This is a genomic window from Deltaproteobacteria bacterium (genome assembly GCA_016234845.1).
GTDB lineage: Bacteria > Desulfobacterota > Deferrimicrobia > Deferrimicrobiales > Deferrimicrobiaceae > JACRNP01.
Map to the genome: position 1 here is coordinate 1 of JACRNP010000016.1, position 14,537 is coordinate 14,537.

Here is a 14,537-nt window from a genome sequence, read left to right on the forward strand (position 1 = left end):
GGAACCACGCCGGCGAGGTGTCGTACGTGAAGGACATCTCGGAGGACGTGTTCCGCGACTACCTGCTGGAGGGGGAGAGCTCGATCCTCATGGTCAACCCCCTCTTCCACATCATGGCGAAGGGGTTCGCGCTCGCCGCGGCGTTCAACAAGGGGAACACGCTCGTCCTCATGCCGATCCCGGAGCCGGACGCGATCCTCGACGCGATCGGGAGGCACCGGGTCTCGTGGATGCTGGGCGTGCCGGCCCTCTACCGCATCCTGCTGGAGAACGACCGGATCTGCGAATACGACCTGTCCACCCTGCGGTACTGCTGGTGCGGCGGCGACGTTCTCCCGGCGGAGGTCCTGAAGAGCTGGGAGGCGCTGTGCGGCGTCCCCATCCACCAGGTGTACGGCTCGACCGAGGTGGGGCACGTGTCGTACAGCCCGCTCGGGAAGCGACCTTCCCCCAAGACCGTGGGGAAGCCGCTGCGGTCCCGCAAATGCGTCATCGTCGACCCGGAATCGGGGGAGCCGCTGCCGCGCGGCGAGGTCGGGGAGCTGGCGGTCACGTCCCGGTACACGCTGAAGAGCTACTGGAAGAAGCCCGAGGAGACGGAGCGCTCCTACTTCGCGATCGGCGACGAGATCTACTACCGGACGGGCGACTACATGCGGTTCGACGAGAGCGGCGAGATCGAGTTCGTGGAGCGCACCGCGGACGTCATCAAGTACAAGGGGTACCGGGTCTCCGCCTCGGAGATCGAGGCGGTGCTGCAGGACCACCCCAACGTCATCGGGGCGTGCGTCGTCGGGGTGCCGGACCCGGTCAGCGGGGAGCGGATCAAGGCGATCGTGGTGCTGAAGCAGGACGCCCGCGGCGTGGGGAGCGCGGACCTGGTGCGCTGGTGCCGGGACAGCCTTGCGCCGTACAAGGTGCCAAGCTACATTGAGTTCAGGGACATGCTCCCCAAGTCCAAGGTCGGGAAGCTCCTGCGGCGGGAGATCAGGGACGAGGAGAGAAGGAAAACCCGGTAGGGGGGAAGGAGAATCGCCATGGCCGATCCGGAAATTCGCCCGCTCCTCCCCGGCGACCTGGACCGGGTGTCCGACATCGAGAGCCGGATCGCCGGCCACCCGCGGAACGGGTTCCTCTCGAAGCGGTTCGCCGCGGCGGCCGCGGCGCCCGGCGGGTTCCTCTCCTGCGCCGCGACGGTCGGCGGCGGGCTCGTCGGGTACGCGTTCGCCCGCCTCCAGGAGGGGGAGTTCGGCGCGACGGGTCCGATGGCGGTGCTCGACGTGGTCGGCGTCGACCCCGACGCCCAGGGGAAGGGGATCGGCCGGGAGGTCGTCGGCGGGATCGAGCGGGGGATGAAGGAGCGCGGTATCGTGACCCTCCGGACCCAGGTCGCGTGGGGGAGCCACGGGATGATCCGGTTCTTCTCCTCCGCCGGCTTCCTGCTCGCCCCGTGCCGCATCGTCGAACGGGACACCTCCCCGATGGGCGAGGAGCTCCCGGCGGTCACCCGCGTGCGGATGGACGGGAAGTGGCGCGTCCACAGCGGCGCCGGCGGAAACGACTACGAGACGCTCGCGCGGGACCGGGTGCCGGTCCGCTCCCTCGGGGAGGGGGACCTGTCCGCCGTCGTCCGGATCGACCGCAAGTTCACGGGCCGCGACCGTTCCGCGTACTACGCCGCCAAATTCCGCGAGATGCTGACCGAATCCGGGATCCGCGTCTCCCTCGTGGCCGAAGGGGACGGCTCCGTCATCGGCTTCGTCATGGCGAGGGTCGATTACGGGGAGTTCGGGATGGTCGACCGGGCGGCGGTCATCGACACGATCGGGGTCCACCCCGCGTACGGGAGATCCGGCGTCGGGAACGCCCTCCTCTCCCAGCTGCTGCTTAACCTGTCCACCCTCCAGGTCGAAACCGTTCTGGTGCAGCTCTCCCCGGAGGATTTCGACCTGCACCGGTACCTGCACGCACGGGGCTTCGGGCCATCGCAGCGGCTGGTGCTCACGAAAACCGTCCGGTAGCACGGCCTGGCGGAGGACACTCTTTCCCGAAATCGCCCTTGAAATAAAGTTATTGACAGCATAATTGGTATTGTGGTACCTATTTGCATAAATCGCGCTTCCCATCACCATCGAACCATTTCCAGAGACCCGGAGGAGACATGGCCACGACCGACGAGATCATCGCCACGACCGCGCCGTCCCGCCTGATCGACCACAACCTGATCGACCGGGAGGTGGAGAGCCTGTGCGACGGGATGGTCCGCTACGAGAAGCGTCCGGCGAAACGCCGGGACGGCAGGCCGGCGGAAGGGCTGTACAACGCGTGGATCGTCCTCAACAACCCGAAGCAGTTCAACTCGTACACCACGGACATGGTGAAGGCGACGATCCTCGCGTTCCGGAGGGCGTCCGTCGACCGCGAGGTGAACGCCGTGGTGTTCACCGGCACGGGCGACCGGGCGTTCTGCACCGGCGGCAACACGAAGGAGTACGCGGAATATTACGCGGGGAACCCCCAGGAGTACCGCCAGTACATGCGGCTGTTCAACGACATGGTCTCGGCGATCCTGGGGTGCGACAAGCCGGTCGTCTGCCGCGTGAACGGGATGCGGATCGGCGGCGGCCAGGAGATCGGGATGGCGTGCGACTTCACCGTCGCCCAGGACCTGGCCAACTTCGGGCAGGCGGGCCCCAAGCACGGCTCCGCGGCCGTCGGCGGCGCGACCGATTTCCTCCCCGTGATGATCGGGTGCGAGCAGGCGATGGTGTCGGGAACGCTGTGCGAGCCGTTCTCCGCGCACAAGGCGGCCCGGCTCGGGATCGTCTCCGGGCTGGTCCCGGCGCTCAAGGTCGGCGGGAAGTTCGTCGCGAACCCGACGGTGGTCACCGACCGGATGTTCGACGAGTACGGCCGGATCGTGCACGGCGAGTTCAAGACCGGCGCCGAATTCAAGGAGGGGCAGGCCGCGATCAAGGCCGGGGAGGTCGACCTCTCCCTGCTCGACGGGATGGTCGAGGATCTCTGCGCCAAACTGATAGAGACGTTCCCCGAGTGCATGACCAAGAGCCTCGAGGAGCTCCGCAAGCCGAAGCTCGCGGCGTGGAACGCGAACAAGGAGGATTCCCGGGCGTGGCTGGCGCTCAACATGATGAACGAGGCCCGCGCCGGTTTCCGCGCCTTCAACGAGGGGACGAAGGAGACCGGGCGCGAGATCGACTTCGTCCGGCTCCGCCAGGGGCTGGCGAAGGGGATCCCCTGGTCCGAGGAGCTGGTCGAGAGCCTGATCCCCCGCGGGAAGAAGTAGGAGGAGCGCGGCGTCCATGAGCGGGAAAACCGTCTCCGAGATCGTTTCGTTCTGCCAGGGGATCTTCGAGGACCTGGATTTCACGAAGGCGCGGGAGTGGAAGGCCGCCGTGCCGGGGCGGAAGGTGATCGGCTACATGCCGGTCTACGTCCCCCGCGAGATCGTCCACGCGGCCGGCATGCTCCCGCTGGGGATCCTCGGTGGCGGCGCCGACATGGAGGTCATCCACGGCGACGCGTACTACCAGAGCTATATCTGCCGGATCCCCCGCTCCACCGTCGAGCTCGCGGTCACCGGCCGGCTCGACTTCGTCGACGGGATGATGTTCCCCTCCATCTGCGACGTGATCCGGAATTTGAGCGGCATCTGGCAGATCCTCTTCAAGGACAAGTACGTCCGCTACTTCGACGCGCCGCAGAACTTCCGGGACGACGTCGGCGGCGTCTTCTACGCGAACGAGCTGCGGGAGCTTATGGAGGGGCTGGGGAAACTCGCCGGCCGGGAGATCACCGACCTCGACCTGCGGAACTCGATCGCGGTCTACAACGAGAACCGCCGCCTCGTGAACCGGGTGTACGACTTCCGGGCCGCCGCGCCCTGGAAGGCGCCTTCCGCCGAGGTGTACCTCCTGATGCGGGCCGGGATGGTGCTTCCCCCGGAGGAGCACAACGCGCTGATGCGGGAGTACCTCGCCGCCGCGGAAGGAGAGGACCGCCCGATGCGGGACAACTGCCGGGTGATCCTGACCGGCACCTTCTGCGAGCAGCCGCCGCTGAACCTCATCAAGTCGCTCGAGATCTCGGGCTGCTACATCGTGGACGACGACCTGATGCTGGTCTCCCGCTGGCTCCTGGGGGACGTTCCGGCCGACGGCGACCCGATCGAAAACCTCGCGCGCGCGTTCCTCCACCGGTCCGCCCAGACGGCGGCGAAGTACGAGCCCGACATGGGGCGGAAAGGGAGCTACCTGATCGAGGCGATCCGGGCCCGGGGCGCCGACGGCGTGATCTTCGCCGCGCCCAGCTTCTGCGACCCCGCCCTGCTCGACCAGCCGATGATGATCTCCCGCCTCGAGGCGCTGAAAGTGCCCTACCTCACGATGCAGTACGCCGAGAACTCCGGGCAGATGCAGCCGATCCGGGAGCAGTCGGGGACGTTCGCCGATTCCATCAAGCTGTGGGGTGCGCAATGAGCCGGCAGGAAGTCGTGAAATCGTCGTCCCAGTTGATCCAGAAGGAGATGATCAGCCGCAACTACGACCGGATCACCGGCGGGCGGGCGAAGGTGTCCTCCACCTTCGTCCCGGGGAACCTGAACGAGCTGCTGATGTGCTTCGACATCGCCAACAACCTGCCGGAGATCAACGCCATCCAGAACGCGATGCGCAAGAAATCGGGCGACTTCATCATCGAGGCGGAGCGGTCCGGGCACTCCGAGGACGTCTGCACCTACGTGAAGGCGGACATCGGGATGATGACGAAGGGGAACATCGCCCCCAACGGGAAGCCGTTCCCCGACCCGGACGTGCTGCTGCTCTCCTACACCGGCTGCTTCACCTTCATGAAGTGGTTCGAGCTGCTCCGGGAGCAGTACAAGTGCCCCACCGTCATGCTGCACGTCCCGTACGCGGCCGACGGGGCGCCGACCCGGAACATGCGCGACTACATCGTGAAGCAGTTGAAGGAGGACGTGATCCCGGTCCTCGAGAAGGTGTCGGGGGTGAAGTTCGACATCGACCGGCTGCGCGAGTACCTCCGCAAGTCGGCGGTCGCCGAGGACGACCTGGTCTGGATGCTCGAATCGTCGAAGACCCGGCCGTCGCCGATCGACTGCTACTTCGGCGGCGTGTACTACATGGGGCCGATCTTCACCGCGTTCCGCGGCACCGAGGAGTGCATCGAGTATTACCGGCTGCTGCGCGCCGAGATCGAGGACCGGATCGCCCGGGGGCTGTGCGCGCAGACCCCGGAGGGGGACATGCCGGAGGAGAAGTACCGGCTCGTGGTGGAGGGGCCGCCGAACTGGACCTCGTTCCGCGACTTCTGGCAGATGTTCCACGAGGCGGGCGCCGTGGTCGTGGCCAGCTCCTACACCAAGGTCGGCGGGGTCTACGACTACGACGATTTCCGGCACGACCCCGACCATCCGCTGGAGTCGATGGCCGACTACTGCATGGGCGTCTACACCAACCGGAACGTCACGACCCGGACCACCCGCTGGAGTCGATGGCCGACTACTGCATGGGGGTCTACACCAACCGGAACCTGCCGACCCGGGTCGACATGCTGGCGCGGAACCTCCGGGAGTACGAAGCGGACGGGCTGCTCATCAACTCGATCAAGAGCTGCAACAGCTTCTCCGCGGGGCAGCTCGTGATGCTGCGGGAGATCGAGCGGATCACCGGCAAGCCGGGCGCCTTCATCGAGACCGACCTCGTCGACCCGCGATACTTCTCGGCGGCCAACGTGAAGAACCGGCTCGAGAGCTACTTCCAGATGATCGACCAGAAGCGCCGGGCCGGCGGCTCCGCCGCGATCGTGGCGTAAAGAGGGGACCGCCGCATGCGCACATTCATCGGGATCGACCTGGGCTCCACCACCACGAAGGCGCTGCTGATGGACGAGAACCGGGAGATCCTCGGCCGGGGGATCACCAACTCCCGGTCGAACTACGACGTCGCCGCGAAGGTCTCCAAGCAGGAGGCCAAGATCGGCGCCCGGTTCACCCTGTTCAGCAAGGCGCTGGGGAGCGGCGGGGGGACCGGCCTGCTCCTGTCGACCCTCGAGCGGAACTTCCGGCTGGAGCAGTTCCTCTCCGAGCTGCGCCAGCTCGAGGAGACATGCGAGTCGTACCTCGACCATCCGCGCTTCCAGGAGATCGGAAAGGCGCTCCGGGAGGCGCTCTCCAGGGTCTTCCGGACGATCGAGGGGGAGGCCCCCGCGATATACGCGCCCGGCGCGGCGCGCAAGTCGGACTTCTTCCGCGACATCGCCGGGTCGCGCTTCATGAGCATCGGGGAAACGGTGTGCCGCGACGCGGGGCTCTCCTTCGAGTCGATGCTGAACGTCTACGACAAGTCGATCATCGACGTGGAGGGGAAGGTCTCCTCCGACGAGACGGTGGCGCGGCAGCTCAAGAGCGGCCTCTCCCGGGCGGTCCGCGAGGTGGCGGGAATCGGCGTCTCCGAGGAGGCCGTCCGCGCCGCGCTGGAGAAGGTCCTCGCCTTCGAGCTCGAGGAGACGTACGTGGTCGGCACCGGCTACGGCCGGGTCCGCCTCCCCTTCCCGAAGGAGCACATCCGCTCGGAGATCCTCTGCCACGGCCTGGGCGCCCACATGATGTTCCCCGGCACCCGCACCGTGCTCGACATCGGCGGGCAGGACACCAAGGGGATCCAGGTCGACGGGAACGGGATCGTCACGAACTTCCAGATGAACGACCGGTGCGCGGCCGGGTGCGGGCGCTACCTCGGGTACATCGCCGACGAGATGAAGGTCGGCCTCCACGAGCTGGGCCCCATGGCCATGAAGGCGACGAAGTCCACCCGGATCAACTCCACCTGCACCGTGTTCGCCGGCGCCGAGCTGCGCGACCGCCTCGCCCTGGGCGAGACCCGCGCCGACATCCTCGCCGGCCTGCACCGGGCGATCATGCTCCGCGCGATGTCGATCATCTCCCGATCCGGCGGGGTGACCAACGAGTTCACCTTCACCGGCGGGGTCGCCAAGAACGAGGCGGCGGTGAAGGAGCTTCGCCAGCTGGTCCGGGAGAACTACGGCGAGGTCACCATCAACATCAGCCCGGAATCGATCTACACCGGCGCGCTGGGGGGCGCGAGCTTCGCCCACCGCGCGGTCGTCCACTGAAGAAGCGAGGGAGGCCATGACCGTTTCCATCGGCATCGACGTAGGCTCCGGAGTCGTCAAGACCGCCCTGTTCCGGGTCGCGGACGGAAACAGCGAGTGGCTGGCCCGCTGGGACGCCCGCATCCGCCAGCGCGTCGCCTTCCAGCTCGTCGAGGAGTCGCTCGAATTCGTCCTCGGGAAGGCGGGGCTGTCCCGCGAGGACGTGGACTACGTGGCGACCACGGGCGAGGGGGAGAGCTTCCGGGGCGCGACGGGCCACTTCTACTCGATGACCACCCACGCCCGCGGCGCGCTGTATCTCAATCCCGAATCCCGCGCGGTCCTGGACATCGGGGCGCTCAACGGCCGCGCCATCTGCATCGACGACCGGGGCAAGGTCCTGAACTACCGGATGACCAGCCAGTGCGCCTCGGGCTCCGGCCAGTTCCTGGAGAACATCTCCCGCTACCTCGGGATCGCCCAGGACGAAATCGGCGGGCTGTCGCAGAAGTCCACAAACCCGGAGAAGGTGAGCAGCATCTGCGCCGTGCTCGCCGAGACCGACGTCATCAACATGGTCTCCCGCTCGATCCCTCCCAGCGACATCCTGCGCGGCATCCACGAATCGATGGCGGACCGGCTGATCAAGCTGCTGAAATCGATCGACGTTACGCAGGGCGTCGTGATGATCACCGGGGGTCTGGCGCTCGACACCGGCCTCGTCAAGGCGCTCCAGGACGGCATGGAGAAGCAGAAGATGGCGACGCGGGTCGCCTCCCACCCCGACTCCCTCTACGCCGGCGCGATCGGCGCCGCGCTGTGGGGGGCGTTCCGGCACGGGAAGCTCGCGGAGCGGGGCCTCCTGACGAAAGCGTCCTGACGTCAGACCCGTTCGAGGATCAGCGCGATCCCCTGCCCCACCCCGATGCACATCGTGCAGAGGGCGTAGCGGCCCTTCGTCCGCAGCAACTGATATGTGGCGGTCGCGACCAGGCGCGCGCCGCTCATCCCCAGGGGGTGCCCCAGGGCGATCGCGCCGCCGTTCGGGTTCACGTGGGGGGCGTCGTCGGGGAGCCCGAGTTCCCGCAGGACCGCCAGCGCCTGCGCCGAGAACGCCTCGTTCAGCTCGATCACGTCCATCTGCGCGATCGAAAGCCCGGAAAGCGCGAGCGCCTTGCGGCTGGCCGGCACCGGTCCGATCCCCATGACCCTCGGCGGGACCCCTGCGGTCGCCGTCGCCACGATGCGCGCCTTCGGGACGAGCCCGTGCCGCTTCGCCGCCGCTTCCGAGGCGACCAGGAGCGCGCACGCGCCGTCGTTCACCCCGGAGGCGTTCCCCGCGGTCACCGTCCCGTTGGCGCGGAAGGCGGGCTTGAGCTTCGAAAGCCCCTCCAGCGTGCTGTTGGCCCTCGGGTGCTCGTCCCGGTCGACGACAGTGCTCTCCCCCTTGCGCTGGGGGATCTCCACCGGCACGATCTCGTCCGCGAACACCCCCGCCGCCTGGGACTTCGCGACCCGGAGCTGGCTGGAAAGGGCGAACCGGTCCTGGTCCTCCCGCGAGACGCGGAACTGCTCCGCCACGTTCTCCGCGGTCTCCCCCATCGCCTCGACCCCGTACTGCTCCTTCATCAGGCGGTTCACGAACCGCCACCCGATGGTGGAGTCGAACATCTGGACGCCGCGGTCGAACGGCTGCCCCCCCTTGCTCAGGACGTACGGCGCCCGCGACATGCTCTCCACCCCCCCGGCGACGACGAGCTCCGCCTCCCCGAGCCGGATCGCCCGCGCGGCGCTCCCGACGGCGTCCATGCCGGATCCGCACAGACGGTTGAGCGTCACCCCGGGAACGTCGGGGGGGAGCCCGGCGAGGAGCCCCGCCATCCGCGCGACGTTCCGGTTGTCCTCCCCCGCCTGGTTGGCGCACCCGTACATCACGTCGTCGACCTTGGCCCACTCGACGCCCGCGTTGCGCCCGGCCAGCGCGCGGATCGGCAGCGCCGCCAGGTCGTCGGTCCGGATTCCCGACAGACTTCCCCCGTACCCCCCGATCGGCGTGCGAACCGCGTCGCAGACGTAGGCTTCCCTCATGGCAATCCTCCTCTTCCCTTTCCCGCGGCCTCGCAGGCGGCATGGAACGATTCGATTTTACCGCGGAACTCCTCCGGGACCGGCATCGGGCGGAACTCCCGGTCGATGAAGCACGACGTGAGCCGCGCCTCGAAGCACGGTTGCCCGCCCACTTCCCCCGTGACGGCGAACCCGACGCTCGACTTCCCGACCCGGTCGACCCGCACCCCGATCGAGACGGCGCTCCCGCACGCCACCGGGCGGAGGTAGTCGCACGCGGCGACCACCCACGGCGCGCCCTGTCCCCGCTTCGCGATCAGGTCGGTCCAGGAGATCCCCGGGACCTCCTCGAACCATTCGCCGATCGCCTCGATCACGTACTCCAGGATCTTCGGCGGGTAGACCGTACCCCCGGGGCCGCACTCCCCGTAGACGACCCGGCGGCTCCGAAGGAACGGCGAGGCCCCCTCCGGCGGGATGACCCGGTCCCCCGCCGGGCGCGGCCCTTCCCGCGTCGGCTCCGCGCCCCCGCACCGGAGGCGGTACGCCTCGACCCGGTCCAGGATCTCCCGGGGAAGCGGCACCGGCTCGCCGCACGCGGCCTGGAGGCAAAAATCGAGGCGCAGGCGGATCGACGGCTCCGCCGGGTCTTCCCCTCCTTCCGCGAGGAACCGGATCGTGGTCCCGTCGCACGACAGGACGGCAAGCCGTACCCCGATCGTCTGGCCGGCGACCAGAGGCGCAAGGAATTCGCACTCCACGCGGGAGAACGCCGGCTCCACGCCGCGCTCCCGCGGGAGCGCGGACCAGGAGATCCCCGCTTCCGCGTCGAACCACGCCTCGACCGCCTCCACGGCGTAGTCGACCGCCCGCGGGGCGAAGTAGATCCGCGCCGCGTCGCACTCCCCGAACCCCACCCGACGCCGGTACACGAACGGCCCGCCGGCCGATTCGGAACTCTTATTCATGGTACACGGACGAAGGACGTCTCATATCGTGAGGTGCATCCGCTTGATCTCCTCGTTGTCCCGGAGTTCCGCGACCGTCCCGTGGTACCGGATCCGCCCGTTGTCGATGATGTAGGCGCGGTCGATGAGCCGCAGCGACGATTTCAGGTTCTGCTCGGACAGAAGAATGCTGATCCCCGCCTCCTTGAGCTTCCGGATCTGCCCTTCCAGCGACCGGACGATCAGCGGCGCGAGCCCCTCGGTCGGCTCGTCGAGGAGGAGGAGCCTCGGGGAGCTCATCAGCGCCCTCCCGATCGCCAGCATCGCTTTCTCCCCGCCGCTTAAGACCCCGGCCCGCCGCGTCCGGATCTCCGTGAGCGGCGGGAAAAGGTCGTACACGCGGGAGAGGTCCCACTCGCCGGCCCCGCGGTGCACGATTCCGAGGTTGTCCTCGACGGAGAGGTCGGCGAAGATCCGGCGGTCGTCGGGCACGTAGCAGATTCCGCGCCGGACGAGCTCGAACGGCTTCCGGCCGGTCACGTCCTCCCCCTCGAAGACGACCATCCCCTCTACCGGGCGGAGCATCCCGCAGACGCTCTTCATCGTGGTGGTCTTGCCGGCGCCGTTCCTCCCCAGCAGCCCGACGATCTCCCCCTTCCGGAGCGCGAGGGACACGTCGAAGAGGATGTGGCTCCGGCCGTAGTAGGTGTGGATCCCCCGGACCTCCAGCATCAGGCGGTCCCCCCGAGGTAGGCGTCCTGGACTTCCCGGTTCGCGCGCACCTCGTCGCAGCTCCCCTGGACGACGGTCCCGCCGCGGACCATCACCATCACCCGCTGCGCGATCTCGAACACCAGCCCCATGTCGTGCTCGCAGAACAGGATCGTCAGCCCGAACTCCTCGGAGAGCTTCCGGATCAGCCGGATGAGCTCCGGTTTTCCGGAGAGCGCGACCGCGATCTCGAGCACCTTCTGGTCCCCGTGGGAGAGCAGGTCGCTCCGGACGTCCCGCCGGCCGTGCAGCCCGACGTTCCGGAGGATGCGGTCGACCTCCTCCGCCGCCATCCCCTCCACCTTCGAAAAGATGTCGAACGTCTTCCGTTCCCGGGAGAGGACCGCGATCTGCACGTTCTCGAAGACGGTGAGCTGGGGGAAGATGTTGACCACCTGGAACGACCGGGTGATCCCCTTCCTGCAGATGAGGTGAGGGGGAAGCCCCCCGAGGTCGCGCCCCTTGAACAGGATCCGGCCCGAATCGGGAGCGAGGTGCCCCGTGATCAGGTGGAACAGCGTGGTCTTCCCCGCGCCGTTGGGGCCGATCACCGCGACGATCTCCCCCTTGCCGACGTGCAGGTTCGCCCCGTTGACCGCCTTGAACCCTCCGAATGACTTGACGACCGACTCGACCCTAAGCACCGTCGGCCTCCCTCCCGCGGAAACGACGCACGAGGAACCCGAGCAGGCCGTCGGGCAGGAAGATGATCACCAGGGAGAGGATCGTGCCGAGGATGAGGCCCCAATACTGGGTGTAGACGCTGACGAACACCCGGAGCAGGACCAGCGTCGAGCTCCCGACGAACGGGCCCCAGAAGGTGTACATCCCGCCGAGGAGGCACATGATGAGCACCTCGAGGGAGTAGGTCCAGAACATCATGTCCGGGAACGCGGAGCCGTCCACGACGATGAACAGCGAGCCGGCGACCCCCCCGAAAAATCCCGCGATCACCAGCGCCACGAGCCTGTGCAGCGTGACGTCGACGCCGATCGCCTCGGACCGGACCGGGTTGTCCCGGACCCCCTGGAGGGTCTTCCCGAACGGCGACCCGGCGATCCGGCGCAGGGCGAAAAGACACAGGACGGTGACCGCCAGCGTGCAGTAGTAGGCCCCGGCGGCGGAGGCGAGCGGATCGGGGAGGGGAACGCCGTGGATCCCGTCGTCCCCTCCGGTGAAGGAGTACCACCGGTACACGACGACCCAGACGAGGGAGCCGAGGGAGATCTGGAGCATCCCGAAGTAGAGCTTCGACAGACGGACGCATATCAGGCCCATGACCAGGCTCAAGGCCGCGGCGGCCAGCGGCCCCGCGATCATCGCGACCGGGGCGGGCGCACCGGCGCGCGTGAGCATCAGGGCGGTCCCGTACGCGCCGACTCCGTAGAAGACGGTGTGGTGGAACTGGTAGATTCCGCCGTACCCGATCGCGAGGTTCAGGCTGGTGGCGAGCAGGCCGGTCAGAAGGACGATCGACGCGACGTAGACGTAGAAGCGCGGAAGGAAGAGCGGCAGCGCGCACAGCAGGAGGAGCGCGACGGAAACCGCGACGAAGGTCCGCTTCTTCACCGCGCCGTCACCACGTCGAACTCAGGAGGCCCTTCGGGCGGAAGACGAGGACCGCGACCACGGCGAGGTAGGGGAAGACGATCCCGAACTTCGGCCAGACCAGGATCCCGAGCGACTGCGTGACCCCGAAGACGAGCGATCCGAGCAGCGCCCCCCAGACGTTGCCTAAGCCCCCCATGATCACGATCAGGAACGCTTCGATGATCAGGGAGTGGTCCATTCCGAGGGAGATGTTGGTCATCGGGGCGATCAGCGCGCCGCCCAGCCCCGCCAGGAAGCAGCCCAGGACGAACGTGAACGCGAACACCCACCCGACGTTGATCCCGACGGCGCTCACCATCTCCCGGTCGATCGCCGCGGCGCGCGCGATCTTCCCCATCCGCGTGCGGTTGATGACCAGCCACAGGAACACCGCGATCACCGGGCCGACCAGGAGGAGGAACAGGTTGTAGTACGGGAGCGGGAGCCCGAGGATCTCCGCCGATCCCTGGAAGGCGCCGGGGAGGGTGACGGAGCGGTATTCGGTTCCCCAGACGATCTTGACGAGGTCGCCGATGATGAGCGCGAAGGAGAACGTCAGCAGCAGGAGCATGAGGTGCTCCCGCTCGTACAGGTACGAGAAAAACCCCCGCTCGAGGACGAAGCCGAGGACGGCCACCCCGAGGGGGGCGAGGACGAGGGCGGCGGCGTACGCGGGCACGCCGCCGCCGAAAAGCTGGATCACCGAGTACGCCAGGAACGCGCCGATCATGTACAGCGAGCCGTGCGCGACGTTCGGGATCCGGAGGACGCCGAGGATGAGGCTCAGGCCGGACGACACGATGAACAGGATCGTCGTCCGGCTCAAGCCCACCAGCAGCTGCGACAGCGTGCCCGAGGAGAACAGGTGCGACAGGAACTCCATCCGGGAAACGCCGCTACTTCGCCCGCGCCTTCTTCACGTCGTCGCAGGAGGGAAGGTAATCCTTCCCCGGGACGGAGATCACGTCCCCGGCGACGAGGTGTTCGTACTGCGGGGACTTCTTCGTCACGCCGAAGAACATCGGGAGCGCGATCTGGTGGTCGCACGCCCGCATCTCCATCCGGCCGACCGGGGTGTCGAGCGTCATCCCTTCCATCGCGTCGATGAACTTCTCCTTGTCGACCTTCCCCGCCTTCTGGTACGCCTTCGCGATGAAGTTCGCCAGCAGGTGGCCGTAGAGCGCCCCGCTCTTGGGCTGGCGGTTGTACGTCTTCCGGAACTCCTCCGCGAACGCCTTGTTCTCCTTCGTCGCGGGGAAGTAGAACAGGTAGTTCGCCGTGCCGTACACCCCCTCCGGCGCGTTCTGCCCCTGGGGGCTGAGCGTGGAGAGCTCGATCGCGGTGTGCTGGTAGAACGGCACCCGCTTGTTGAACCCGGTGGACTGCGCCGCCTTCTGGAAGTTGACCATCCCGCGGCCGCCGGTGGCCACGATCACGAAGTCGGGCTTGGCCGCCAGGATCTGGGTGATGTAGGGGGTGAAGTCGGTCTCCCCCTCCTTCCACCAGGACTCGCCGACCTTCTGCACCTTCGGGTTCAGCTCCTTGAGGTGCGAGAAGACCGCGTTGGCGATCGAGTGTCCGTACTCGTAGTCGTCGCCCGCGATCCAGTACTTCGTGTACGGCTTCTTCGCGAGGCCCTTCGCCGCGGCGCGGCCCGCCATCTCGGAGTTCTCGTTCATGCTGAAGACGTAGCGGTGCCCCATCGAACCCGTGATCTTGTCGCTCTTGGCGAAGGTCACGATGAACGGGACCTTCTCCTTCTTCGCCAGGTCCGATACGGCGAGCGCCACCGCGCTGCTGATCGTCCCGACGAGAAGGTCGACGTTCTCCTTCAGGACGAGTTCCTTGGCCATCGTGAGCCCGACGTCCGGCTTGTACTTGTCGTCGCGGGTGACGAACTCGATCTTCCGCCCGAGGACGCCCCCCTTCGCGTTGATCTTCCCGATCTCCAGCTTGAACCCGTCCAGGACGTCGTTGGTGTACGCCGTGGCCGGGCCGGTGTACGTGTCC

At 67.6% G+C, this 14,537-nt stretch carries 13 protein-coding genes and 1 pseudogene; 7 read left to right on the top strand and 7 right to left on the bottom strand.

The window, feature by feature from the left end:
* From HZB86_01500 to bcrD, 7 genes and pseudogenes are all read left to right on the top strand, one after another.
* Nucleotides 1-1,019, top strand: a 1,019-nt coding sequence (locus HZB86_01500) for a long-chain fatty acid--CoA ligase (GenBank protein MBI5904224.1), incomplete at its 5' end; no start/stop codon positions are given.
* 18 nt (nt 1,020-1,037) lie between these two features.
* Nucleotides 1,038-2,021, top strand: coding sequence for a GNAT family N-acetyltransferase (locus HZB86_01505; GenBank protein MBI5904225.1), 984 nt, complete (start codon nt 1,038-1,040; stop codon nt 2,019-2,021).
* Nucleotides 2,022-2,161: 140 nt separating this feature from the next.
* Nucleotides 2,162-3,307 carry a 6-oxocyclohex-1-ene-1-carbonyl-CoA hydratase gene (gene oah / locus HZB86_01510; GenBank protein MBI5904226.1) on the top strand — a complete coding sequence of 382 codons (1,146 nt, stop codon included), beginning with the start codon at nt 2,162-2,164 and terminating at the stop codon, nt 3,305-3,307.
* Nucleotides 3,308-3,323: 16 nt separating this feature from the next.
* A complete protein-coding gene (gene bcrC, locus HZB86_01515; GenBank protein ID MBI5904227.1) occupies nt 3,324-4,499 on the top strand; it encodes a benzoyl-CoA reductase subunit C in 1,176 nt (391 codons plus the stop codon).
* Nucleotides 4,496-5,853, top strand: a pseudogene (gene bcrB, locus HZB86_01520) (benzoyl-CoA reductase subunit B). The gene bcrC and the pseudogene bcrB overlap by 4 nt, the downstream one beginning before the upstream one ends.
* Before the next feature lie 15 nt (nt 5,854-5,868).
* Nucleotides 5,869-7,173: a benzoyl-CoA reductase subunit A gene (gene bcrA, locus HZB86_01525; protein MBI5904228.1), complete on the top strand. Its 1,305-nt coding sequence runs from the start codon at nt 5,869-5,871 to the stop codon at nt 7,171-7,173.
* A gap of 16 nt (nt 7,174-7,189) precedes the next feature.
* Entirely contained in the window at nt 7,190-8,032 is an 843-nt protein-coding gene (gene bcrD, locus HZB86_01530) for a benzoyl-CoA reductase subunit D (protein ID MBI5904229.1), read from the top strand.
* Nucleotides 8,033-8,034: 2 nt separating this feature from the next.
* Here bcrD and pcaF read toward each other — a convergent pair whose 3' ends face one another.
* The 7 genes from pcaF to HZB86_01565 form a co-directional block, all read right to left on the bottom strand.
* Complete coding sequence (gene pcaF, locus HZB86_01535) at nt 8,035-9,240, bottom strand: 3-oxoadipyl-CoA thiolase (GenBank protein MBI5904230.1); 1,206 nt, start codon at nt 9,238-9,240, stop codon at nt 8,035-8,037.
* Nucleotides 9,237-10,187: a hypothetical protein gene (locus HZB86_01540; GenBank protein MBI5904231.1), complete on the bottom strand. Its 951-nt coding sequence runs from the start codon at nt 10,185-10,187 to the stop codon at nt 9,237-9,239. The genes pcaF and HZB86_01540 overlap by 4 nt, the downstream gene beginning before the upstream one ends.
* A 21-nt stretch (nt 10,188-10,208) precedes the next feature.
* Nucleotides 10,209-10,898, bottom strand: coding sequence for an ABC transporter ATP-binding protein (locus tag HZB86_01545; protein ID MBI5904232.1), 690 nt, complete (start codon nt 10,896-10,898; stop codon nt 10,209-10,211).
* Entirely contained in the window at nt 10,898-11,581 is a 684-nt protein-coding gene (locus HZB86_01550) for an ABC transporter ATP-binding protein (GenBank protein MBI5904233.1), read from the bottom strand. Before HZB86_01550 ends, HZB86_01545 begins: the two co-directional genes overlap by 1 nt.
* Nucleotides 11,574-12,506 (bottom strand): branched-chain amino acid ABC transporter permease, encoded by a 933-nt coding sequence (locus HZB86_01555; GenBank protein ID MBI5904234.1) that lies wholly within the window; start codon nt 12,504-12,506, stop codon nt 11,574-11,576. Before HZB86_01555 ends, HZB86_01550 begins: the two co-directional genes overlap by 8 nt.
* A gap of 7 nt (nt 12,507-12,513) precedes the next feature.
* The gene (locus HZB86_01560; GenBank protein ID MBI5904235.1) at nt 12,514-13,410 is read right to left on the bottom strand and encodes a branched-chain amino acid ABC transporter permease; all 897 of its coding nucleotides are present in this window, start codon (nt 13,408-13,410) and stop codon (nt 12,514-12,516) included.
* A 13-nt stretch (nt 13,411-13,423) separates the two neighbouring features.
* On the bottom strand, nt 13,424-14,537 hold a 1,114-nt coding region (locus tag HZB86_01565), incomplete at its 5' end, for an ABC transporter substrate-binding protein (GenBank protein ID MBI5904236.1).